Origin of the sequence: Streptomyces sp. NPDC048424 (assembly GCF_040651555.1) — a bacterium.
Taxonomy (GTDB): domain Bacteria; phylum Actinomycetota; class Actinomycetes; order Streptomycetales; family Streptomycetaceae; genus Streptomyces.
In genome coordinates, this window is sequence record NZ_JBEZKE010000006.1 from 237,693 (window position 1) to 258,879 (window position 21,187).

General features: G+C 73.1%; 18 protein-coding genes. 9 read left to right on the forward strand and 9 right to left on the reverse strand.

The features are described 5' to 3' along the window. Nucleotides 1-10: 10 nt before the first annotated feature. Entirely contained in the window at nt 11-3,250 is a 3,240-nt protein-coding gene (locus AB0D29_RS11550) for an amidohydrolase family protein (RefSeq protein WP_362853452.1), read from the reverse strand. 123 nt (nt 3,251-3,373) lie between these two features. Between AB0D29_RS11550 and AB0D29_RS11555 the strand changes: the two genes are divergently transcribed. From AB0D29_RS11555 to AB0D29_RS11580, 6 genes are all read left to right on the forward strand, one after another. Continuing rightward, entirely contained in the window at nt 3,374-4,285 is a 912-nt protein-coding gene (locus AB0D29_RS11555; RefSeq protein WP_362853453.1) for an aminoglycoside phosphotransferase family protein, read from the forward strand. 359 nt (nt 4,286-4,644) lie between these two features. Next, the gene (locus AB0D29_RS11560; protein WP_362853455.1) at nt 4,645-5,529 is read left to right on the forward strand and encodes an AraC family transcriptional regulator; all 885 of its coding nucleotides are present in this window, start codon (nt 4,645-4,647) and stop codon (nt 5,527-5,529) included. Between the two features lie 103 nt (nt 5,530-5,632). Continuing rightward, nucleotides 5,633-6,652: a LuxR C-terminal-related transcriptional regulator gene (locus AB0D29_RS11565; RefSeq protein WP_362853457.1), complete on the forward strand. Its 1,020-nt coding sequence runs from the start codon at nt 5,633-5,635 to the stop codon at nt 6,650-6,652. A 97-nt stretch (nt 6,653-6,749) separates the two neighbouring features. Further along, the gene (locus tag AB0D29_RS11570; protein WP_362853459.1) at nt 6,750-7,169 is read left to right on the forward strand and encodes a helix-turn-helix transcriptional regulator; all 420 of its coding nucleotides are present in this window, start codon (nt 6,750-6,752) and stop codon (nt 7,167-7,169) included. Between the two features lie 10 nt (nt 7,170-7,179). Beyond that, complete coding sequence (locus AB0D29_RS11575; RefSeq protein ID WP_362853461.1) at nt 7,180-7,593, forward strand: VOC family protein; 414 nt, start codon at nt 7,180-7,182, stop codon at nt 7,591-7,593. A 79-nt stretch (nt 7,594-7,672) separates the two neighbouring features. Then, nucleotides 7,673-10,075, forward strand: coding sequence for an excinuclease ABC subunit UvrA (locus tag AB0D29_RS11580; protein WP_362853463.1), 2,403 nt, complete (start codon nt 7,673-7,675; stop codon nt 10,073-10,075). Between the two features lie 109 nt (nt 10,076-10,184). On the opposite strand, the gene AB0D29_RS11585 is transcribed toward AB0D29_RS11580, so the two are convergent. The 5 genes from AB0D29_RS11585 to AB0D29_RS11605 form a co-directional block, all read right to left on the reverse strand. Then, nucleotides 10,185-11,369, reverse strand: a complete 1,185-nt coding sequence (locus AB0D29_RS11585) for a cytochrome P450 (RefSeq protein ID WP_362853465.1) — start codon at nt 11,367-11,369, stop codon at nt 10,185-10,187. Next, nucleotides 11,359-12,099 carry a tRNA-dependent cyclodipeptide synthase gene (locus AB0D29_RS11590; RefSeq protein ID WP_362853467.1) on the reverse strand — a complete coding sequence of 247 codons (741 nt, stop codon included), beginning with the start codon at nt 12,097-12,099 and terminating at the stop codon, nt 11,359-11,361. The genes AB0D29_RS11585 and AB0D29_RS11590 overlap by 11 nt, the downstream gene beginning before the upstream one ends. Nucleotides 12,100-12,386: 287 nt before the next feature. Next, a complete protein-coding gene (locus tag AB0D29_RS11595) occupies nt 12,387-12,659 on the reverse strand; it encodes a hypothetical protein (RefSeq protein WP_362853468.1) in 273 nt (90 codons plus the stop codon). Between the two features lie 158 nt (nt 12,660-12,817). Then, on the reverse strand, nt 12,818-13,303 hold the full coding sequence (locus AB0D29_RS11600; protein ID WP_362853469.1) for a PhzF family phenazine biosynthesis protein: 486 nt from the start codon (nt 13,301-13,303) through the stop codon (nt 12,818-12,820). Between the two features lie 12 nt (nt 13,304-13,315). Then, nucleotides 13,316-13,948 carry a hypothetical protein gene (locus AB0D29_RS11605; protein ID WP_362853471.1) on the reverse strand — a complete coding sequence of 211 codons (633 nt, stop codon included), beginning with the start codon at nt 13,946-13,948 and terminating at the stop codon, nt 13,316-13,318. A gap of 80 nt (nt 13,949-14,028) precedes the next feature. On the opposite strand from AB0D29_RS11605, the gene AB0D29_RS11610 reads away from it, so the two are divergent. Continuing rightward, nucleotides 14,029-14,988, forward strand: coding sequence for a TAXI family TRAP transporter solute-binding subunit (locus AB0D29_RS11610; protein ID WP_362853616.1), 960 nt, complete (start codon nt 14,029-14,031; stop codon nt 14,986-14,988). Between the two features lie 4 nt (nt 14,989-14,992). Here the strand turns inward: AB0D29_RS11610 and AB0D29_RS11615 are convergent, their stop codons facing one another. Genes AB0D29_RS11615 through AB0D29_RS11625 form a run of 3 tightly spaced genes read right to left on the reverse strand, consistent with a single transcriptional unit; the run spans nt 14,993 to nt 18,566 of the window. Next, nucleotides 14,993-16,408, reverse strand: coding sequence for a HAMP domain-containing sensor histidine kinase (locus AB0D29_RS11615; RefSeq protein WP_362853472.1), 1,416 nt, complete (start codon nt 16,406-16,408; stop codon nt 14,993-14,995). Then, complete coding sequence (locus tag AB0D29_RS11620) at nt 16,405-17,139, reverse strand: response regulator transcription factor (RefSeq protein ID WP_362853474.1); 735 nt, start codon at nt 17,137-17,139, stop codon at nt 16,405-16,407. Before AB0D29_RS11620 ends, AB0D29_RS11615 begins: the two co-directional genes overlap by 4 nt. A gap of 35 nt (nt 17,140-17,174) precedes the next feature. Further along, complete coding sequence (locus AB0D29_RS11625; RefSeq protein ID WP_362853617.1) at nt 17,175-18,566, reverse strand: MFS transporter; 1,392 nt, start codon at nt 18,564-18,566, stop codon at nt 17,175-17,177. A 310-nt stretch (nt 18,567-18,876) separates the two neighbouring features. On the opposite strand from AB0D29_RS11625, the gene AB0D29_RS11630 reads away from it, so the two are divergent. Beyond that, complete coding sequence (locus AB0D29_RS11630; RefSeq protein ID WP_362853475.1) at nt 18,877-20,220, forward strand: phytase; 1,344 nt, start codon at nt 18,877-18,879, stop codon at nt 20,218-20,220. Between the two features lie 115 nt (nt 20,221-20,335). Next, a complete protein-coding gene (locus AB0D29_RS11635) occupies nt 20,336-21,184 on the forward strand; it encodes a PaaX family transcriptional regulator C-terminal domain-containing protein (protein ID WP_362853477.1) in 849 nt (282 codons plus the stop codon). The last annotated feature ends 3 nt before the right edge of the window (nt 21,185-21,187 follow it).

Below are 21,187 nucleotides of genomic sequence, written 5' to 3' on the forward strand. Positions count from 1 at the left end.
GCGGCGCTCGTCAGCGGTCGCCCTCGTGGCCGGTGCAGCAGCCGTCCCGGAGCATCTGGCGCAGCACCCCGCCCCAGTCCCCGGGGGCCGCGTCCGGCGTCGCGCCGGAACGGGTGAAGGCACGCTCCAGGGCCGGGCGTTCACGCACGACACCGCCCCGGACGGTCGCCCGTACCCGGATCAGGTCCGCGAAGTCGGTGAAGGGGTCTCCGTCGACGAGGGTGAGGTCGGCGATCCTGCCCGGTTCGACCGTGCCGAGCCGGTCCGCGACGCCGAACACCCGGGCCGGGGTACGGGTCACGGTGGTCAGCGCCTCCGCCGGCGACATGCCGTACCGGTGCAGGGCCCGCAGGGAGAGGTGCAGATGGAGCCCGACGGGGGTGAGCGGCGCGTCGGTGCCCAGCGCGAGCCGGCCGCCACCCGCCACCACACGCCGGTAGACGTCCACCTCGCGCTCCAGGACGGCGCTCTGCTCCGCGCTCGGCGCACTCGCCGCCGCGGCCCGGACGGCCTCCACGTCCCAGGGCGGCATCAGGCCCGTCACCCGCACATCGTCGGCGAGCGCCGGATCGGCGCCGATCAGCGGCAGCGCGGTGAAGGGGGTGGCGATCAGATCGAAACCGCCGCGCGTGTACACCTCCACGGTGTCCTGGTACGTGTGGCCCCGCGGGGTCGCCCCGTGGCCGTACTCCGCGCGCTCGGTCGCCACCAGGTGCGTCGTCAGGTCCTGGCCGGCCTGGAGGCCCGGGGCGCACAGGTGGGAGCCGGCCAGGACACCGAGCCGCTCGTGCGCGAAGCGGGCCGCCTCGGCCATCAGCTCGTAGGGGGCGCGTACGTACGTCTTGACGAAGTCCCAGTCCAGCGCCGCGCCCCGGGCCAGCGAGCGGGCGAACCCCGCACGGGTGCGATGGGCGCGCCCCATGCTGTAGGCGACCCGGGAGCCGTCGAGGAGCTCTCCGCCGGCCAGCAGTCGCGGCGCGGCGAGCCGCCCGGCCCGGATGTCCTCGCGCAGCCGGGCCTGCTCGTAGGCCGAACCGCCGAGCGAGACCACGGTGGTGACGCCGTACGCGAGGTGCAGCACGCCCTGGCGCGCCCCGTAGGTGTAGGGGTACGGATGGACGTGTGAGTCCCACAGGCCCGGCAGGACCGTGCCGGCGGAGGCGTCGACGGTGCGGGCGGCGCGGCGGCCCGGCCGGTGCGGTTCGACGGCGGTGATCCGGCCGCCGCTGACGAGGACGTCGACGTCGGCCCGGGGCGGGGAGCCGGTGGCGTCCCACAACAGTCCCGCGTGCACGACGGTGTCGACGGGTGCGGGGCGCCGGTAGGAGAGGGAGACGGGCACGGTCCGGGCGGGCCCGGCGGGCACGCCGTCGCCGTCGAGGGTGAGCAGGCGCAGCCGGGCGCAGGACTGGTAGAGCAGGGTGCGGGCATCGGCCGACCAGGAAGGGTGGTCGGCGGGCTCGTCGGTCAGGCGGCGGGCCGGTCCGGTGGGCGTGCCGTCGGGGCCGACGGGCAGCAGCCACAGCGCCGACTCGCTGACGCAGGCGAGGAAGCGGCCGTCGGGCGACCAGACGGGTCCGGAGGCGTAGCGGTCCGCGAGCGAGGCGTGCGGGGCGAGCGCGTGCAGGCGGGCGGCGCCGGTGGCGGCGTCGACGATCCGGATGAGGTTGTAGCCCTCGCGGAAGCGCCGGCTGAGCCGGTTGCGGTCGCACAGGGCGAGGTGCCGGCCGTCGGGCGACCAGCTGGGCGGGCCGGGCAGTCCGCCCCCGCCCAGTGCCGGGACCAGCGCGGTCTCCGTCCCGGTCGCGAGGTCGCGTACGAGGAGCCGCCCGGCCAGGTCCAGCGCGGCGAGCCGGGTGCCGTCCGGGGAGAGCGCCCCGTAGACCCGGCCGCCCGGCGCGAGCACGCTCTCCCGGCTGCCGTCGAGCTCCCTGCGGCGTACGGTGTTCAGCCCGTCGCGGTCGTCGGTGTAGACGAGGGCCCGGCCGTCCGGGGTCCACACCGGGCCCTGGACGTAGGCCGTGACGGGGGCCTGGACGATCTTGCGCGGCGGCCCGCCGGTGACGGGCGCGACCCACAGCGCGTTCAGCGCGGCGAAGGCCACGCTGCGGCCGTCGGGGGACAGGGCGGGCAGGTGGATGCCGCGGACCGGGAGGCTCCGCTCCGCCTCCAGGACGTACTCCTTGACCCGGTAGCGGGGGCGCTCCACTTCGAGGGTGGCGTCGAGGGGGATCTCCTGCCCGGCGCCGGCGTCACGGTGCGGGCGGATCACCCGGAACCGGCCGTCGAGGGTGATCAGCAGGCGGTCGTCGCCGATCCAGCGCGGGGGAGCGGGCGCGAGGTCCCCTTCGAGGGCGACCGGACGGCCGTCCGCGAACAGGGTCAGGGTCTCGGCCTTGCGGGGGCCGGGGGCCGCGGACAGCCAGGCGGTGCGGCCGGCCGGGGAGAGCGCGGGAGCCATCAGCCGGCCGCCGGTGACGGTGTGTTCGGTCCGTACCGGTCCGGGCGCGTCGGCGGCGACGGAGGCGATGGTCCGGGCGGTCAGCGTGTCGCCGGCCGGCGTGCCCGTGGTCACGGTGGCGCGGACGAACAGCACGCGGGAGCCGTCCGGCGACCAGACGGGGTCGAAGTCCTCCCACTCCCCGTCCTGGCCGGGGCCCTCCTGCCCGGGCAGGCCCGTCAGGCGGCGCGGGCGGCCGCCGGTGACGTCGACGGTCCAGATCCGGTACGGGCTGCCGGCCACCGGATCACCGCCGCGTTCGGAACAGCAGGCGAGGGTGCGGCCGTCGGGCGACCAGGCCGGCGCGCGGTGGTCGAAGGGGCCGTCGGTGAGCCGGCGCAGACCGGAGCCGTCCGCGTTCATCACCCAGAGGTGGAAGACGCCCCCGCGGTAGGCGCTCATCGCCACCTGGCGGCCGTCCGGGGAGAACACCGGACGCCCGGGCTCCAGATCGGGCGGGGTGAGGGGCGTGGCAGGCGAACCGTCCGGGGGCAGCGACCACAGGACGTTCTGCACCTCGGCGACGAACCGGTCCCCGGCGGCCGTGGCGGTCGCGGCCCCGTTGGTCGCACCGGTGAAGCGCAGACCGACGGTCGCCGCTCCGCCCGTCGCCGCCGCGACCGTCCCCGCCCCGCCCTTCGCGGCTCCTGCCGCGGCCTCCTGGTCGGCTGCCGCGGGGGAACGCCCGAGCAGCGCCGCCGCGGCTCCCACCGAAGCCGCCTGCAGCACGGTCCTGCGCGCAACTCGCATTCCGACCCCTCGCCTCGCCCGTCGACGTACAACCAAACGATCAAGACCCCCGTCGGGCAACGGCGACACCGGCAGGGATAAATCGCTTGATCCCGAAGGCCCTCCGACGGTCGGATGACGGTCGTGAGCACAGGACAGATGCATCCCGGTCAGCACCCCGTCGACAACGACCTCGTACGGCGGCTGGTCGCCGGACGGTTCCCGCAGTGGGCGGGGATGCCGGTGGAGCGGTTCCCGTCCGGCGGCACGGTCAACGCCATGTACCGGCTGGGCGAGGACATGGTCGTACGGCTGCCGCTGACGGAGGGCGGAGCCGGGGACGTGTCCATGGAACGGCAGTGGCTGCCGCGCCTCGCACCCGGGCTGCCCACGGCCATCCCCGAGGTGCTCGGGGCCGGGGAGCCCGCCGAGGGGTATCCGTGGCGGTGGTCGGTGTGCCGGTGGCTGACGGGGGAGAACCCGGAGGCGGGCGCGCTGGGCGAACCGGTGGCGCTGGCCCGGGACCTGGCCGGGTTCGTGGCGGCGATGCGGAGCATCACCCTGCCGGGGGCGCCGCGCGCCCACCGCGGCGGACCGCTCGCCTCCCTCGACGGGCCCACCCGGGCGGCGATCGAGGAACTGCGCGCGATCCCGCAGGAGGGCGTCGACTGTGATGCGGCGGCCGCCGTGTGGGAGGACGCGCTGCGGGCCCCGGAGTGGGACGGGCCGCCGGTGTGGCTGCACGCCGACCTGATGCCGGGCAATCTGCTCGTGGACGGTGGCAGGCTGACCGCGGTGATCGACTTCGGGTGCACGGGGGTGGGGGACCCGGCGTGCGATCTGTTCCCGGCGTGGAACCTGCTGCCGGCCGGGGCGCGGGAGGTCTTCCGTGAAGAGCTCGGCGTGGACGATGCGACCTGGCGGCGAGGCCGGGGGCGGACCCTCTCACAGGCGCTGATCGCGCTGCCGTACTACCGGGAGACGAACCGGGCGATGGCGCTCAACGCCCGGCACGTGATCCGCGAGGTGCTGGCGGAGGGAACGGGGGCGGGCTGACGAGCTCGCCGCCGCCGCCGCCGGTCGTGGAGCGGAACGGGGCCGGGTCGGGTCCGGTCGGGTCGGGTCGGGTCGGATCAGTCCCAGATCATGGAATTCCCCTCGATTCTGCAGTCCGGCAGACGTTCGGCTTTCGGCGGCTCGCCCTGTTCCCGGTGAACAGCCTTCCGCCCGGCACGGACCGGTGGAAGGGGCGAAGGGTGAGAGCAAGCAGCCCGGAGAGCTTGGTGTCACCGTTCGGAACCGGCCAATCGCCCCGCCCGGCCGGCAATGTGCCGAGACCCGCCTGTGGATTCGGCCCGGGCTGATGCATCCTGGTGGCCGTCCGGACCGGAGGCGCCCTATACGGGGGGGTAGGCATGGTCTCGATCGTTCGCGCTCCGGAGCCCGCTGCCGGAGGTGCCGAGAGCATCAGGTCGCGTCCTGGAGCGGCCCTGCGGGGGCAGATCATCGCGTACCACGGCTACCGGCTGCCGGAAGGCAGACCCCGGTCCCGGCTCGAAGTCCCCGACGGCGTGGTGACGGTGGTCATCGCCCTCGCGGGCGGTCTCAGCCTCACCGCCGGGGGACCGCCACAGGGCGCCTCGTCCTTCCTCTCCGGGCTGCGCACCACCGCGACGCGCGGCGAGCACACCGGCGGCCTGCACGGCATCGAGGTGACCTTCTCCCCGCTCGGCGCCTACCGGACCTTCGGGATACCCATGAGGTACTTCACCGAGGCCTTCGTCGACCTGTCCGACCTGCTCGGCCGGAACGCCGCCCTCCTGGTCGAGCAGCTCCAGCAGACCGGTGCCTGGGCCGACCGGTTCGCCCTCCTCGACGCCGTGTTCCTCTCCTGCGGCGACAAGGGCGGCACGGTCTCGCCCGAAGTCCGCGAGGCCCTGCGGCGGTTGCGCGCGGACGGCCGGCCCGAAGCCCTCAGCAGGATCTCCGGCGAGGTCGGCTGGAGCTCCCGCCATCTGCGCGCCCGCTTCGGGCAGCAGGTGGGGCTGGCACCGAAGGCCGTCGCCAGGGTGGCCCGGCTCCAGCGGGCACTGCGCCTCCAGTCGCTCGGCCTGGACGGGGCCGAGGTGGCGGCCTTCGGCGGCTTCCACGACCAGGCCCACTGCATCCGCGAGTTCAAGGCGATGACCGGGCTCACCCCGTCGCGGTTCGCGGCCCACCGGGGCGGACTGCCGCCCGGCTCGGCGCTGGACCGGGTGCCGGGCCGGGTGACCAGCCTGCTGCTGCCGGACCACGCCTGAACTCCGATTCCTACAAGACCGCCGGCCCTGCTTCCCCCCATGCTGCTGTGCGCCTGGAAGAGACGTTGAAGAGACGTTGTCGACGTGGGGGAGGAGCGCCGCGATGCTGTCCGCACTGGGACTCGACACATCGACCGAGGTCGTCTACCGGCTGCTGGCCGCGCGCCCCGAGGGCTGGGGCGTCGGGCAGATGGCCGAGCGGCTCGGACTCGAGGAACAGCAGGTGCGGGACGCGCTGGACAGACTCGCCGAGCTCTCCCTGCTGCGCAGGTCGGCGGACCGGCCCGGAGGATGGCGGGCGATCCACCCCGAACTGGGGCTCCAGCTGCTGCTCCGCCGCCAGCAGGACGAACTCGAGCAGCGCCGGCGGGAACTGGACGAGACCCACGTCGCGGTCACCCGCATGCTCGCCGACATCGCCGAGCCCGCGGGCGGGGGCGCCGGCGGGGGCGCGAGCGGAGGCGGGAGTGACGAGGCGGACAGCGAGCGCCTCATCGGCATGGACGCCATCCAGAGCCGACTGGAGCAGATCGCCAACAAGGCCACCACCTCGGTCTGTACGTTCATGCCGGGCGGCGGCCACTCCCCGGCGTCCATCGAGGCGGCGCGGCACAACGACGCCCAGATCCTGCTCCGCGGGGTGGAGCTCCGGACGGTCTGCCTGGACAGCGTCCGCAACAGCGCGCCGACGCTCGAGTACGCCCGCTGGCTGACCGAGTCCGGGGGCGAGGTGCGCACGGTTCCCACCCTGCCGCTGCGGATGATCCTCATCGACGGTGCCAGCGCGCTGGTCCCGCTGGATCCGTCGGACACCCGCCGCGGGGCCGTCCTCCTCCACGCGGCCGGGGCGATGACCGCGCTGTCGACGCTCTTCGAGCAGGTGTGGGCGGTCGCCCTGCCGCTCGGCGCGCGGCAGGCCAGGGACGAGGACACCGGGCTCACCGCCCAGGAACGCGAACTGCTCACCCTGCTGGCCAAGGGGCTCACCGACGAGACGGCCGCCGGGCGGCTGGGGGTGTCCCTGAGCACCGTCCGCCGCAGCATGGCATCGATCATGGAGCGGCTGGGGGCACGCAGCCGTTTCGAGGCCGGGCTGAGAGCGGCGCAGGCCGGCTGGCTGTGACCCGAGGGCGAGCGCCGCCGAAGGCTTGCCCTCAGCCGTCGGATCGACTTCCCACAGGCGGCCGCCGCCCCGGCCGCGCCCGTGCGATGCTGGGGGCATGACCCTGGAGGACCTGGTACGCCTGCGTCGTGCGCGGGACACGATGGACCGCGACTACGCGCAGCCGCTGGACGTCCCGGCACTGGCCAACGTCGCCCTCATGTCGCCCGGGCACTTCTCCCGCAGCTTCCGCGCCGCCTTCGGGGAGACCCCGTACAGCTACCTGATGACCCGCCGCGTCGAGCGGGCGAAGGCCCTGCTGAGGCGGGGTGACCTCAGCGTGACGGAGGTCTGCTTCGAGGTCGGGTGCACCTCGCTCGGATCGTTCAGCTCGCGCTTCACGGAGCTGGTCGGCGAGAGCCCGAGCGCGTACCGGGCCCGCCCCCACGAGGCCGGTGCGGCGATCCCGGCGTGCATCGCCAAAATTCATACGCGACCGATCAGGAACGGAGAAGCGGAATCGGCCACCGCCTCGTAGCGTCGGAGGCATGACCATCAAGCTCTCGCAGTGCTTCATCGCAGTCGACGACCACGACAAGGCGCTCGCGTTCTACCGCGACGTCCTCGGCATGGAGGTACGCAACGACGTCGGGTTCGAGGGGATGCGGTGGGTGACCGTCGGCTCACCCGAGCAGCCCGACGTGGAGATCGTCCTCGAACCGCCGCTCGCCAACCCCAACGCCTCCCCGACGGACAAGCAGCAGATGGCAGAGCTGCTGGCCAAGGGCATGCTGCGCGGGGTGATCTTCTCCACCGACGACGTCGACGCCACCTTCGAGCGCATCCGGGCAGCCGGCGCGGAGGTCCTGCAGGAGCCGATCGACCAGCCGTACGGGGTCCGCGACTGCGCCTTCCGCGACCCGGCCGGCAACATGCTCCGCTTCAACCAGCCCAAGCGGTAGAGACAGCCCGCAGCACAGTCCGGACAGCGAAACCGACGGGGACCGCACACGCGGTCCCCGCCCGAACGACGGAGACACGATGAGCAAGGCCACGGGGACGGGGACGGGGGCGCGGTCGTCCGCGCCGCACGGTGCCGACAGCCACGACGTGATCCGCGTGCACGGCGCGCGCGAGAACAACCTCAAGGACGTCAGCATCGAGATCCCGAAGCGCCGGCTGACGGTGTTCACCGGGGTCTCCGGTTCGGGCAAGAGCTCGCTCGTGTTCAACACCATCGCCGCGGAGTCGCAGCGGCTGATCAACGAGACGTACAGCAGCTTCGTCCAGGGCTTCATGCCGACGCTCGCCCGCCCCGAGGTCGACGTCCTCGACGGGCTGACGACCGTGATCACCGTCGACCAGCAGCGGATGGGCGCCGACCCCCGCTCCACCGTCGGCACCGCCACCGATGCCAACGCGATGCTGCGGATCCTCTTCAGCCGGCTCGGGAAGCCGCACATCGGCCCGCCCAGCGCGTACTCCTTCAACACCGCCACGGTCCGGGCGAGCGGGGGGATCACCGTCGAACGCGGCGCCGCCAAGACCAGGACGGTGAAGGCGACCTACAACCGCACCGGCGGCATGTGCACGCACTGCGAGGGCCGCGGCAAGGTCTCCGACATCGACCTCACCCAGCTCTACGACGACTCCAAGTCCATCGCCGAGGGCGCGTTCACCATCCCCGGCTGGAAGTCGGACAACGTGTGGACCGTGGGGATCTACGCCGAGTCGGGTTTCCTCGACCCGAACAAGCCGATCCGCCGGTACACCAAGAAGGAGATGCAGGACTTCCTCTACCGCGAGCCGACCAAGGTGAAGGTCAACGGCGTCAACCTCACCTACGAGGGGCTGATCCCGAAGATCCAGAAGTCCTTCCTGTCCAAGGACAAGGAGGCGATGCAGCCCCACATCCGGGCGTTCGTGGAGCGGGCGGTCACCTTCACCACCTGCCCCGAGTGCGACGGCACCCGGCTCAGCGAAGGCGCCCGGTCGTCGAAGATCAAGCGGATCAGCATCGCCGACGCCTGCGCGATGGAGATCAGGGACCTCGCCGAGTGGGTCCGCGCCCTCAAGGAGCCCTCGGTGGCGCCGCTGCTCGCCGCCCTGCAGCAGACCCTCGACTCCTTCGTCGAGATCGGCCTCGGCTACCTCGCCCTCGACCGGCCCGCGGGCAGCCTCTCGGGCGGCGAGGCGCAGCGCGTCAAGATGATCCGCCACCTCGGCTCCGCGCTCACCGACGTCACCTACGTCTTCGACGAGCCCACCATCGGCCTGCACCCCCACGACATCCAGCGGATGAACGACCTGCTGCTGCGGCTGCGGGACAAGGGCAACACCGTGCTCGTCGTGGAGCACAAGCCCGAGGCGATCGCCATCGCCGACCACGTCGTCGACCTCGGCCCGGGCGCCGGCACGGCGGGCGGCACCGTCTGCTTCGAGGGCACCGTCGAGGGTCTGCGGGCCGGCGACACGATCACCGGTCGCCACCTCGACGACCGCGCCACGCTCAAGGAGACGGTGCGCGAGCCCTCCGGCGCGCTGGAGATCCGCGGCGCGACGGCGAACAACCTGCGGGACGTCGACGTCGACATCCCGCTCGGAGCGCTGGTCGTCATCACGGGTGTCGCCGGCTCCGGCAAGAGCTCCCTCGTCCACGGCTCGATCCCGGCGCGCGAGCAGGTGGTGTCGGTCGACCAGACGCCGATCCGCGGTTCCAGGCGCAGCAACCCGGCGACCTACACCGGACTGCTCGACCCGATCCGCAAGGCCTTCGCGAAGGTCAACGGCGTGAAGCCGGCCCTGTTCAGCGCCAACTCCGAGGGCGCCTGCCCCACGTGCAACGGCGCCGGGGTCATCTACACCGACCTGGCGATGATGGCGGGCGTCGCCACCCCGTGTGAGGACTGCGAGGGCAAGCGCTTCCAGGCGGAGGTGCTCGAATACCGGCTCGGCGGCCGCGACATCAGCGAGGTCCTCGCGATGTCCGTCAGCGAGGCCGAGGAGTTCTTCGGCGCCGGCGAGGCGCACACGCCGGCCGCGCACAAGATCCTCGACCGGCTCGGCGACGTGGGCCTCGGGTACCTCACCCTCGGCCAGCCGCTCACCACGCTCTCCGGCGGCGAGCGACAGCGGCTCAAGCTGGCCACCCACATGTCGGAGAAGGGCGGCGTCTACGTCCTCGACGAGCCGACCACGGGCCTCCACCTCGCCGACGTCGAGCATCTGCTCGGCTTGCTCGACAGGCTGGTCGACTCCGGCAAATCGGTGATCGTGATCGAGCACCACCAGGCGGTCATGGCGCACGCCGACTGGATCATCGACCTCGGGCCCGGCGCCGGCCACGACGGCGGCAAGGTCGTCTTCGAGGGCACCCCCGCCGACCTGGTGGCCAAGCGCGCCACGCTCACCGGCGAGCACCTCGCGGCGTACGTCGGCGCCTGACCCGGCCGTACGCCGACCAGGGTGCCCGCACGCGAGCCGCCACGGGGGACTGCCCCGGCCGGATGATCCGGCCGGGGCAGTCCGCGTACGCGCGTACGCGCCGGCGTGGCTACCAGAGCACGGGCAGGCGTTCCGGCAGGCGCTTCATGAAGCGGGTCCGCCAGACCAACTGGTCGACGGGGACGGCGAGCTGGAGGTTGGGCATCTTCTCCAGCAGGACCTCGATGGCGATCTCGGTGTGCCGCTTGCCGAGGGCGGTGGCGGGGCAGTAGTGCTGCCCGCCGCCGAAGGAGAGGTGCGTGCCGGCGTTCGCCCGGTCGATGTCCACGACGTGCGGGTCCGGGTACACGGCCGGGTCGGTGTTGGCGGCCTCGACCAGGACCAGCATCAGCTCGCCCTTCTTCACCTCGACGTCGCCGAGGGTGACGTCCTCCAGGGCGAGGCGGGGCAGCCCGTCGGCGATGGAGAGGTTGATGCGCAGGAGTTCGTCCACGGCGGCCGGGATCTTCTCCGGCGCCTCGCGCAGCTGCTCCCACACCTCGGGGTGCTGGATGAGGGAGACGAGCGCCATCGTCAGGAAGCCCATGGTGGAGATGACCCCGGCGCCGAACAGGGTGACGCCGACCGTGGCCAGCATCTCGTCCGTCAGGTGGGCGTAGTCCGGGTCGTTGCGCAGGGCGGCGAGTTCGGAGATGAGCCCGGTGGTGGCGGGGTCGTCCAGGCGCTCGACCATGTAGGCCATGTCCCGGTCCCAGTTGAGCTTGGCACCGGTGACGGGGCAGGCCGAGTTCATGAAGGCGATGTCGAGGCTGGCGGCCAGGCGCGGGGCGTCGGCCTCCGGGATGCCGAGGATCCGGCAGTGGAGGTGCTCGGCGTACGGGTTGGTGAACTGGCCGCGCAGGTCGACCGGGGCGCCGTGCGCCAGCAGACCGTCGACCAGGGCGTTGGCCTGGGCCCGCATCCAGTCCGTCATGCCGTCGGTCTTGGGGTTGATCGCCTTGAGGACGGCCTTGCGCAGACCGGCTCCGGTGATGTTGCCCATGTTGTTGACGACCTCGGGCGGGATCGTCAGGGCGTACTGGCGGGGCACGCCGGGGGCCGACGTGTCCTTGAGGCTGAACCGGGGGTCCTCCAGGACCTGCTTGCACAGTTCATAGGAGGAGACGAGCCAGGCCTCGTCGCCGGCGATCGTGCGGACCCGCTTCACGGGCTCGTTGCGGAGCTCCTCGATCTCGCTGGGGAGCTGGTCGCCGCGCGCGGAGAAGGGGAAGTCGAGCAGGGTGTCAGTGGGCATCGGGGTGTCCTTCGGCGGGCGTGATGATGGCGTGTCCCTGGTTGCGCGAGGCGCGCAGACCCGAACCGCGGGAGTACAGCAGTTCCGCCATCGGCAGGAGCTGGTGGTAGCAGTTGAGCGAGGACGGCACGCCGAGGATGGCCGGCGTGTCGAGGAAGAGCGGCGCCTCGGCACAGACGTACTCGAGGCACACCTCGCGCTGCCGGGTGGTGGCGGACTTCCCGTCCAGGACCTTGGAGGAGAGGAATGCGTCGACCAGGGAGTTGCAGGTCTCGCGGAACTCCGGGTCGTTGTCGAGCAGGTTGTTCAGGTGGCTGTGCAGAGCGCGGTAGGCCGGGATGTCGGTGAGGGAGGACATCGGCCGGGCGCGCAGGCGGGTGCCGGTGGGGTCGGCTTCCGCGGCGGCGTTGTTCACCTTGGCGCGAACGCCGCGCAGATTCTTGACCGCCTTGCGTCGGGCCTCGTCCTCGCCGTAGCCGAGGGCCTCGTACATCTCTGCCACGTGCAGGTCGGTGTAAATGAGGTCGACCTGCTGGAAGTTGCGCATCCCCCATTGGGCGAGGTCGAGCACGCGCTGGGCGGAGAAATAGCTGTTCCCCGGGGAGATGCCAATGACGGCATGGTCGCCCTCGGTGCTGATCACCTGGCAATGCGGGGTGTACGGCCGGACTGTGAAGACTTCGGTCGCTGTCGTCAACAGGTGTCGGGTCCTTTGTGCCGCAAGTCCCATGGGGCCCTGTGCCCCGGGTGTGGCGGCGACGTGATGGAAGGTACCGCAACTCTGTGCGACGTTCCATCACTTCCTGTTGGTAACTCACCTGTCGGACAACACGGTTGTCTGGGGCATCTTTCGTGCGGGCGGTGAGGGGCCAAGAGTTGGCGATGTGTTCGCGCGGAGTTGATGAATTCCATGTGTCGATGTGGCCGGGGACGGGGCCGCCCGGTAGCGGCCGGCCCCTGTCCTCGGGCATGGTTGACGCGTCGAGCCGTCGAGCCGTCGAGCCCTCGAGCCGTCGGTCAGAAGGTCTTCGCCCAGTCGGCCGTCGCCATGGACTCGAAGGCCGAGACGGAGGTGGCCGCGGTCTCCCCGTTGTGGGAGCCGACCGTGTTGTCCCGTCCGGCGTTGAAGATGTCGTCCTGGGCCGACTGGACGATGTTGCTGCCGATGACGAACACGTACGTCGGGCCCGAGTCGGCGGCCGCGGGCGCGGCGGCGCCGAACAGGCCGAGCATGGTGCCGGCGGCGAGGACGGCCAGGGCGCGGGAGGTGGTACGGACGGTTCGCTTCACGGCGATGCCTTTCGCAGATTCGGAACGTACACCTCCGGAAGGTAGGAGCCCCCGCCCGCCTCGGAGGGCCGACACACGGCGGTCGCCCTGAATGGCCCACGCCGCCTTACTCTTCCCCGCGCAACCTCGCCGCCCCGGCCACCGGGTACACCGGGTCCTCACGCCGACGGAGACGACCTCCGGCGGCAGGCGGGGATCCAGGTCGTCCGGTTCGAGGGCGAACAGGGCCGCGAGCCCCTGCGGGGCGGGGCGGCCGAGGAAGGCGGCAGGCCCTGGTCGAGGAGCGACGCGTACCGGCCCGGGCCGCGGCGCTCGGTGGTGACCTCCACCGTCCGGGCCGGCAGGCGCAGGGTCCAGGCCTCGTGGTCCGCGGCGCCGTGGAGCGCGTGCAGGACCGCGGCGGCGCCGATGAGGGGGTGGCCGGCGAAGTCCAGCTCCCCGGTGAGGTCGAAGACGCGCGCCCGGGCCCGCCGGGGGTGCGCGGGCGAGCCGTCGCGGAGCAGGAAGACGGACTCGAAGTGGCGCAGTTCGCGGGTGATGGCCCGCATCCGACCCCAGGTCAGCGCATCGGCGTCGGGGAACACCGCGAGGCTGTTGCCGCCGTAGGGGCGGTCGGTGAAGACGTCGACGTGGTGGTAGCGCACGGGCCGGCGCCGTCAGCGGGCGAAGGGCGGTTCGAAGCAGCCGCTCTCCATGTACGGGCCGTTCGTCTTGACCTCGTAGTTGGTCTTCTGCACGAACGCCGTGACACAGGCGTCGTCGTGGACCCGCAGCCCGACCCGGGTGCCCTCGGGCGTGACGTAGTGGTCGCCCTGGAAGCGCGGCTCCATCGCCCGGATGCCGATCGTTCCGCCGAGCCGTTCGCCCTTCGGGCCGGTCCGCTCCTCCTCGTAGCCGAGCGGCTGCAGGGCCGCCCGCACGCTCGGAAGGTCCCATGTGCCCGCTTCCCACAGCCGCTTGAGCACGGGCTCGATCCGGTCGGCCTCCTTCCGCGCGTCCTTCGCACTGGCGGGGGACATCTCGCCCGAGCGGCGGTGGGCGTTGTTCTCCCCGTAGTGCGGGGCGCCGTCGCCGGCTCCGGGCTCCACGTAGGGGGAGGCGCCGGGGGCACTGGGGCTCGCGTCGAGGCCCGTACTGGCGCTCGCGCTCGCGCTCGGGAGCGGGTCCGGGGCGCCGGGAGCCGCATCCGTGCCGCGGCGCTCGCCGCAGCCGGTCAGGGACAGGGCGGCGCTCAGGAGAAGGGCGGCCGCGGCGCAGCGACGGCGCGGCGCGCGTATCGAAGTGACCATGGGACGACTCTGCCATGCCGGCCCGCGAAGCCGCCCTCCGCCACCACGGCGAGAGGGCCTAGGCTTGGGCCGTGACCAGCATGGGGAGCAGCCGCCGAGGGTTGCTGGCCGCCGGGGTCGGTACGCTCGCCGCGGCACTGGCCGGATGCTCGGGGGACGCGGGTCCGGTACGGAGGCTGCGGCTCGCGACGGGGCCGGAGGGCGGGCCGTACAACGCCTTCGGGAAGGCCCTGGCCCAGGCCGTCGCCGCGAGCGGCCGGCCCGTCGAGATCGTGCCCGTGAGCACCGCGGCGAGCGTGGACAACCTGCGGCAGCTGGACGACGGCTCCGTGGAACTGGCGCTGGCCATGGCGGACGTGGCCGAGGACGCCGCACTGGGGCGCGAGTCGTTTTCCCGGCCGGCCGCCGTGACGGCGCTGGCCCGGGTCTACGTGAACTACACGCACCTGCTCGTCGCGGCGGACGGGCCGGTGCGCGCGGTGCGGGACCTCGCCGGGCGTCCGGTCGCGGCCGGCGCGGAGGGCTCGGGCGTGCAGGTGGTGGCCGAACGGGTGCTGCGGGCGGCCGGGCTGAGCGACGGCCCCGCGCCGGCCCGCGGGCGGAGCCTGGGCCTCGCTGCCTCGGCCCTGGCCCTGCGCGAGGGCACGGTCGACGCGCTGTTCTGGTCGGGCGGCGTCCCCACGCCGGCGCTGTCGGGGCTGGCGCGCGAACTGCCCCTGCGCTTCCTGCCGCTCGACGGTTACGTGGGCGCGCTGCGGGAGCGCTACGCCCCCGCCTACTCGGCGGTCACCCTGCCGGCCGGGGTGTACGGGCTCACGGAGCCGGTCGCGACCATCGGCGTCGGCAACTACCTCCTGGCCCGCGCGGACCTGACGGAGGGCGCCGCCCGCGCCCTGCTCCAGGTCGTGTTCCGGCAGTGGCGCGACCTGCTGCGCGAGGTCACGGCGGGAGCGCGGTTGGAGCCCCGGTTCGCCATCTCCACGGGGGAGGTGCCGCTCCATCCGGGGGCCGTCGCCTACTACCGGTCGGTGTACGGCTGAGCGGTCATCGGGCCGGCAGCCGCAGCTCGACGACCAGGCCGTGCGGCACGTTTGCGCGGACCTCCAGCCGGCCGCCACTGCCGCGGGCGAGTTCGTCGGCGATGGCCAGTCCCAGTCCGCTGCCGCGCACGTTCTGGTGCTCGGGGGAGCGGGCGAAACGCCTGAGCAGCAGGGCGAGTTGGTCCTCCGGTACGCCCGGGCCGTCGTCGGTGACCCGGACGACCGCGCTTCCGTCGTCCGCCCGTACGGCGAGCACCTCGACACGGCCGTCGCGCGGCACGAACTTGACCGCGTTGTCGAGGAGCGAGTCCAGGATGCGGCCCGCCGCGTCGGGCAGCGCCCGCGCCGGCAGTTCCTGCGGCAGGCCGGCGGCCGTCAGGTGCAGTCCCGCGGCGCGGAACACCGGGGTCCAGGCCGATACCCGGTCCCGTACCGCCTGTGCCACGTCCTGATGGCCGGGCTCCGCCGTGCCGGACTCCACCCGCGCGAGGGACAGCAGGCCGTCGAGGAGTTCCTCCAGGCGCTCCGCCTCGTCCAGGGCGCGGGTGTGCTCGGCGAGGCCGGGACCGGGAGCGATGTGCGGTTCGACGTTCTCCAGTTGCAGCACCAGGGTGGCGAGCGGATTGCGCAGCTGGTGGGAGGCGTCGGCGACGAAGTCGCGCTGGCGGCCCAGGGAGTCGGCCATGGCCTCGGCCATGGCGTTGAAGTGCTGCCGCAGATGTCGCAGTTCCGGGGGGCCGGTGTCGGACACCGCCCGGGCCCGGAGGCTGCCGGCGGCCAACCGCTCCACCGCCCGGTCCAGATCGAGGAGCGGGCGCATCAGCCAGCGCGCGATCCCCGCCGCGACCAGGGCCGCCGCGGCGAAGGCGGCGACCGCCCCGGTGGCGATGAGCGACCAGCGGACCGCCACGTCCCGGCGGGCGGCGTCGGTGGGCACGGCCAGCAGGACCGCCCCGCTGACCCGTTCGTCCCGGCCCACCGGTTCGGCGAGCACGACGGTCCTCGGGCCCCAGGGGCGCAGGGTGGGCAGCCGGTCGGTGGAGCGGCCGGTGAGTGCGCGGCGACGGGCGTCCGCCGCGGCGGAGGGGGCGCCCGCGGCGGTGTCGGCGCCCGCGTCCGCGGCGGCCCGCGACGCGGGCCCCGATCCGGCCCGCGCGATGGTCTCTCCCGCCGTGTCGACGACCACCACCCCGGCCCCGTACAGCTCGGCGTACCGGCCGATCTCGGCCGAGAGCTCCGCCCGGTCCGCGGGGGCGCGCATCCGGTCGGCGAGATCGGCGAACCGTACGGCCTCCGAACGCCGTTGCAGCAGCAGGTGCTCCGTGCGGCCGCGCGCGTAGGCATCGGCCAGGGGGACGCAGAGCAGCAGCGCCGCGGCCCCCATGAGCACCATCAGCACGGCGAGGAGCCTGCGCCTCATCGCGCGCCGTCCCCTTCCACGGGTGTGGTGGGGGAGCCGAGCTGGTAGCCGAACCCGCGGACCGTGCGCACCAGGTCGGCGCGGCCGGTCTTGGCGCGGATGCCCGCCACGTGCACGTCCAGGGAGCGGGAGGCTGCGAGCAGGACGTCCCCCCAGATCCGGTCCAGGATCACCTCGCGGGAATGGACCTCGTCGGGGCGGGCGGCGAGGAAGGCGAGGACGTCGAACTCGCGCCGGGTCAGCCGTACTTCGACGCCCGCCACCGTGACCGTACGGCCCGCCAGGTCGACCTCGACGTCGCCGGTGCGCACGGGCCGGCCCCCGGCGCCCCCGACACCGCCGGGGTCGGCGGGGCGGGCGCCCGCCCCGCCGGACCGCGTGTCGGTCCGGCGGCGTACGGTGTCGATACGGGCCATCAGCTCGGCCATCCGGAACGGCTTGACCACGTAGTCGTCGGCGCCCGCCCGCAGCCCCTGGACGATGTCGCGCTCCTCGCAGCGCGCGGTCACCACGATCAGGGGCGCGTCGCAGACCGTCCGCAGCCGCCGCAGCAGTTCCAGCCCGTCGAGGTCGGGCAGGCCCAGGTCCAGCAGGACGAACCCGGCCTCGTGCACGTGCCGCAGGGCGTCCAGGGCGCGGCCCACCCGGCGCACCGTGTGCCCGCGCTGGGCGAGGGCGGTGCCGAGGGCCCGTGCCATCCGGTCGTCGTCCTCGACGAGAAGCGCGTGCATAGACAGTTCCCTCGCGACCTGTGACCCCGGTCGGCTCAGCTTACGGGAGCCGCGGCCGGACGTTCCGGCGCTTCACCGGCACCGGCGCCGGCACCCGAGGCGGCACCGGAGTCGGACTCGGCCTCGGCGCGGCTGAGCGCGGCGTTGCGGGTGTCCGGCATCAGGACGTACGTCACCAGGGAGACGAGGGCGCACCCGGAGACGTACCAGAAGAACATCTTCTCGTGGCCGCCGTTCTTGAACCACAGCGCCACGTACTCCGCCGTGCCGCCGAACAGTGCGTTGGCGATCGCGTACGGCAGCGCGACGCCCAGGGCGCGCACCCGGGTCGGGAACAGCTCCGCCTTCACGGCGGCGTTGATCGAGGTGTACCCGGTGATGATCACGAGGGCCAGCAGGGACAGGCCCAGCGCGGACCAGTACGAGGACGCCGACCCGAGGGCGGTCATGATCGGGTACGTGCCCACGGTGCAGCCCACCGCGAAGGTGATCAGCAGCGGGCGGCGGCCGATCCGGTCGGACAGCATCCCGGCGAAGGGCTGCAGCACGGCGAAGAGCGTCAGAGCGGTGAAGCTGACCAGGGTGGCGGTCGTCTTCGGCATGCCCGCGCTGCCGACCAGGTACTTGGTGAGGTAGGTGGTGTACGTGTAGTAGGCCACGGTCCCGCCGAGGGTGAGGGCCATGACCAGGCCCGCCTGCCGCCGGTAGAGCCACAGGGCCTTCAGCGTGCCGCGGGTGCTGTCGTCGTGGGCCTCCTCGCCCGCCGACTCCTCCTTGAAGGCGTCGGTCTCCTGGAGCCGGCGCCGCAGCCAGAAGACGACCACCGCGAACAACGCCCCGAGGACGAAGGGGATCCGCCACCCCCAGCTCTCCAACTGGGCGGTGGTGAGGGTGTGCTGCATCGTGATCAGGATGCCCAGGCCGAGCAGCTGGCCGCAGGTCATCGACACGTACTGGAAGGAGGAGCCGAGACCGCGCCGGTTGCGGGCCGAGGCCTCGGTCAGGTAGGTGGCGCTGGCCGCGTACTCGCCGCCGATGCTCATCCCCTGGAGCAGGCGCGCGAGCAGCAGCACCAGGGCGCCGAAGTAGCCGGCCTGTCCGTAGGTCGGGGCCACGGCGATCAGCAGGGCGGCCACCGACATCATCGTGACGGTGAGGGTGAGGGCGCTCTTGCGGCCGTGCCGGTCGGCGGCGCGGCCGAGGATCCACCCGCCGACGGGGCGCATCAGGAAGCCGACGGCGAAGATGCCCGCCGTGTTCATCAGCTGCGTGGTCGGATTGTCGCCGGGGAAGAAGGAGTCGGCGAAGTAGATCGCGAAGCTGGCGTAGACGAACCAGTCGTACCACTCGACGAGATTGCCGAGCGACCCGCCGATCAGGGCGAGACGGCGCTTCTTGCGCTCGTCACCGGGCGGTGAAGCGGGCATGACGGCGGACGCGGACATGGCGGCTCCTGACGGATGTCCCCGAGGGGAGAGGGAGAAATGCCCCGGTGGCGGGGAAGTGTCCCGAGCATGCGTCCGCCGTCGTACCCGGACAAGCTCCGGCACGCAGATCTAACGTTCCGCTAAGAAAGCCGCCCGGCTGCGGGGATTTCACGGCTCGGCCATGTGCACGTCATGTCTGCTCCATGGCGGCCACCCGCGGGTGGCCCACGGTGGGGGCGGCCACCCGGGAGCCCCCCCAAGGGCGGGAAGCGGGCCCGGCCCCCACCCGATATCGTGAGCGGGAGGCAGGATGAGCGTGATCAGGAGAAGGCGGACGCCGGTCGTCGCAGTGGCGACCCTCGTGGCCCTGGGAGTGGTCGCCGGACCGGCGCACGCCCGCGGCGACCACGGCGCGGTGGCGGCGCTGCCGCAGGTGCAGGCCTCCCTGGAGACGCCCTCCCTGTTCGACGACGAGGCCGGCGGCAACGCGAACGCCGACGACCCCGCGATCTGGCGCAACGAGAAGGACCCGGACCGCAGTCTGGTCATCGCCACCGCCAAGGAGGGCGGCCTGCGCGTGTACGACCTGGACGGGCGCCAGGTGCAGTCCCTGCCGGCCCCGCCGCCGCCACGCGGCGGCGACGCGCCCGGGCGCTTCAACAACGTCGACCTGATCACCGGGCTCCGCTTCCCCGGCGGCGCCCGCCACGACGTGGCCGTCGTCTCCGACCGGGGCCGCGACCAGCTGCGCGTCTACCGGATCGACCCCCGCCGGCCCGCGGCCCCGCTGGTCGACGTCACCGACGAGTCCGCGGCCCCGCAGGTCTTCTCCGCCGGCCAGGACGAGGTCAACGACCAGCGCACCGTCTACGGCCTGGCCGCGTACACCGACCGCCACAGCGGCCGTTCCTTCGCCGTCACCAGCCGGCGCCACGCCACCGCCCTCGCCCTCGCCGAACTCCTGCCCGACGCGCAGGGGAAGGTCGGCTACCGCACCGTCCGCACCACCTCGCTGCCGTCCTCCTTCACCCTCCCCGACGGGAAGGCGTGGACCCCGTGCGGTGAACCGGGCGAACTCCCGCAGGTCGAGGGCATGGTCATCGATCCCGACACCGGCGACCTCTACGCGGGCCAGGAGGACGTCGGCATCTGGAAGCTGGACGCCGACCTGCGTTCCCCCGCCCGCCTGATCGAGAAGGTCCGCTCCTTCGGGGTGCCCGGCACCTGGAACCCCGGGACCGAGGAATGCGACGCGGGCGCCGACCCCGGCTTCGGCGGCCGGCACGTCTCCGCCGACGTGGAGGGCCTGACCATCTGGCGCGACCCCGAGCACCCCGGCCACGGCGGCTACCTGCTCGCCTCCAGCCAGGGCGACGACACCTTCGCCGTCTTCGACCGCGAGCGCGGCAACGCGTACGTCCGCAGCTTCCGCATCGCGGCGGGCACCAGGCCCGGTGCGCCCGACGGATCGCAGGAGTGCGACGGCGCCGCCGTCACCAGCGCGCCGCTGGGCACGAAGTTCCCGAACGGCCTGCTGGTCGTCCAGGACGGCGCCAACACCCCCGGGACCACGGGTCCCGACGGGGAGACCCGCACCGACACCGACTTCAAGTTCGTGGACCTCGGCCGCCTCGAACGGGCCGCGCGCCTGTGACCCCGTGCCTGTCCGGGCCCGGCCTTCCCGAGGCGGGCCCGGGCAGGCCGGGACTGGCCGCCGCCGCGTTCGCGCGGCTCGGTAGGATCGCGACCGCACACGACGGAAGGCGATCATGGCGGACAGTCCCCTCAGGCCCAGCTCGTTGATCAACACGGTCTACGGGGCGTTCCTGCGACGCCTCGGAGGCTGGATCTCCGTGGCCGACCTGGTCACCCTGATGTCCGAACTGGACGTCGACGGCCCGGCGGCGCGCTCGGCGATCTCCCGGCTCAAGAAGAAGGGCGTCCTCGAACCGGAACGCCGCGGCGCCACCGGGTACCGGCTCAGCCCGGCCGCCCAGCCCGTCTTCGACGAGGGCGACCGGCGCATCTTCGGCAGCCTGGAACCGGCGAAGTTGAGCGACGGCTGGGCCATGGCCGTCTTCTCCGTGCCGGAGTCCGAGCGGTCCTACCGCTACCAGCTGCGCACCCGGCTGACCTGGCTGGGCTTCGGCAACATCGCCCCCGGTGTGTGGCTGGCTCCCGGCCGCCTGCTCGGCGACGCCCGCGACATGCTCGTCCGCCTCGGACTCAGCGACTACGTACACCTCTTCGCCGCCGACTACGCCGCCTTCAGCGAGCTGCCCGAGACCGTCAGCTCCTGGTGGGACTTCCCCGCGATCGAGGAGCAGTACGCGGGCTTCACCCAGGCCTACGGACCCCTCGCCGCGCAGCTGACCGAACAGCGCGAGATCGACGGCGCCGAGGCCTTCCGCGCCTACGTCCCGATGCTCACCCAGTGGCGCCGCCTGCCGTACCTCGACCCGGGCCTGCCCGCCGAACTGCTCCCCGCCGACTGGAACGCCGTCGCCGCACGGCAGATCTTCCAGCAGCTGAACGACGTACTGGCCGCGCCCGGCCTGCGCCACGTACAGGAGGTCACCGGCCTGACGGAGGAGCCCCCCGGTCCCGGAACGGTCTAGGCC

Coding starts and splice junctions, on each gene's coding strand:
- AB0D29_RS11610 (WP_362853616.1), top strand. CDS start 14,029: ATGGGGAGCAGCCGCCGAGGGTTGCTGGCCGCCGGGGTCGGTACGCTC.
- AB0D29_RS11550 (WP_362853452.1), bottom strand. CDS start 3,250: ATGCGAGTTGCGCGCAGGACCGTGCTGCAGGCGGCTTCGGTGGGAGCC.
- AB0D29_RS11615 (WP_362853472.1), bottom strand. CDS start 16,408: ATGAGGCGCAGGCTCCTCGCCGTGCTGATGGTGCTCATGGGGGCCGCG.
- AB0D29_RS11605 (WP_362853471.1), bottom strand. CDS start 13,948: ATGGTCACTTCGATACGCGCGCCGCGCCGTCGCTGCGCCGCGGCCGCC.
- AB0D29_RS11560 (WP_362853455.1), top strand. CDS start 4,645: ATGGTCTCGATCGTTCGCGCTCCGGAGCCCGCTGCCGGAGGTGCCGAG.
- AB0D29_RS11570 (WP_362853459.1), top strand. CDS start 6,750: ATGACCCTGGAGGACCTGGTACGCCTGCGTCGTGCGCGGGACACGATG.
- AB0D29_RS11565 (WP_362853457.1), top strand. CDS start 5,633: ATGCTGTCCGCACTGGGACTCGACACATCGACCGAGGTCGTCTACCGG.
- AB0D29_RS11620 (WP_362853474.1), bottom strand. CDS start 17,139: ATGCACGCGCTTCTCGTCGAGGACGACGACCGGATGGCACGGGCCCTC.
- AB0D29_RS11590 (WP_362853467.1), bottom strand. CDS start 12,099: ATGGGACTTGCGGCACAAAGGACCCGACACCTGTTGACGACAGCGACC.
- AB0D29_RS11630 (WP_362853475.1), top strand. CDS start 18,877: ATGAGCGTGATCAGGAGAAGGCGGACGCCGGTCGTCGCAGTGGCGACC.
- AB0D29_RS11580 (WP_362853463.1), top strand. CDS start 7,673: ATGAGCAAGGCCACGGGGACGGGGACGGGGGCGCGGTCGTCCGCGCCG.
- AB0D29_RS11625 (WP_362853617.1), bottom strand. CDS start 18,566: ATGCCCGCTTCACCGCCCGGTGACGAGCGCAAGAAGCGCCGTCTCGCC.
- AB0D29_RS11635 (WP_362853477.1), top strand. CDS start 20,336: ATGGCGGACAGTCCCCTCAGGCCCAGCTCGTTGATCAACACGGTCTAC.
- AB0D29_RS11585 (WP_362853465.1), bottom strand. CDS start 11,369: ATGCCCACTGACACCCTGCTCGACTTCCCCTTCTCCGCGCGCGGCGAC.
- AB0D29_RS11575 (WP_362853461.1), top strand. CDS start 7,180: ATGACCATCAAGCTCTCGCAGTGCTTCATCGCAGTCGACGACCACGAC.